The organism is Nonomuraea cypriaca (assembly GCF_015645445.1).
GTDB classification, from domain to species: Bacteria; Actinomycetota; Actinomycetes; order Streptosporangiales; family Streptosporangiaceae; genus Nonomuraea; species Nonomuraea cypriaca.
This window is the reverse complement of the sequence record NZ_JADOGI010000547.1, coordinates 1-954: the sequence shown is the minus strand read 5'-3', so window position 1 is coordinate 954 and position 954 is coordinate 1. Positions and strand designations below refer to the sequence as shown.

Here is a 954-nt window from a genome sequence, read left to right as displayed (position 1 = left end):
CCCCCCGCCCCGACCCCGGCAGGAGCTACACCCCTCAGGAGCAGGCCAACGGCCGGCATCTCGTCGACGTGCACGACCATCTGCGCGCCGAGCTCACCCAGCTACGCGACCTCGTCGACCAGGTGGCCGCCGGAACGATCGACGCGGGTGCCGCCCGCTCGCACATCAACACCCTGACCATGCGCCAGAACAACTGGACCCTCGGCGCGTACTGCGAGTCCTACTGCCGGCTCGTCACCATGCACCACACCGCCGAGGACAGCATGGTGTTCCCCCGCCTGCGCCGCGCCGAGCCCGGCCTCGCCCCCGTGCTGAGCCGCCTCCAGGAGGAGCACCAGGCCATCCACAAGGTCATCGACCGGGTCGACCGGGCCCTCGTCGCCTTCGTCGGCGACCCGGGCACCCTGGACGACCTTCGCACCGCCGTGGACCTGCTGACCGACGGCCTGCTGTCGCATCTTTCGTACGAGGAACACGAGCTGGTCGAGCCTCTCACCCGCCACGGTCTCTGAAAACCGGACGCCTTTACATTGTAGATTATGGACGAACAGGTAACTGCGCCAGCGCTTGCTCACCCGCTCCATGCGGCAGCGGCTCGAAACCGTGCACCTGGGCCGCGGGTCCGGCCAGGCGGGCCGGCGGCGGAAGATCGGACCGTTCGCTTTGTAACGGCTTGATCGCTGTGGATTGATCGCAGCTAAAGAGCTCTCAGAGCCCCAGAAGAACTCAGGGAACATTTGTTACCACGCTTGCCGAGGCGAACAACTCAAACCGTGACCAGACATGAAATGGCGAGCTGGTGACAGCCCGCGTTAACAGCACCCCGAGGTGGTGGAGGTGATCCGGGAGAACCGGATCTGCGACGCCCTCGATAATCAGTGACCTGTCCCGCGTCGCCTTGGCGTCGGAACCCAGCCCATCCCACGCACCGGTGAACAAGCTGGCGTGGGGGGG

Annotated in this window: 1 protein-coding gene; it reads left to right on the top strand. The window is 66.2% G+C overall.

Features of this window, described 5'->3' with window-relative positions; all coding sequences use genetic code 11:
* On the top strand, positions 1-512 hold a 512-nt coding region (locus ITP53_RS55530; RefSeq protein ID WP_195903517.1), incomplete at its 5' end, for a hemerythrin domain-containing protein.
* Between the last annotated feature and the right edge of the window lie 442 nt (positions 513-954).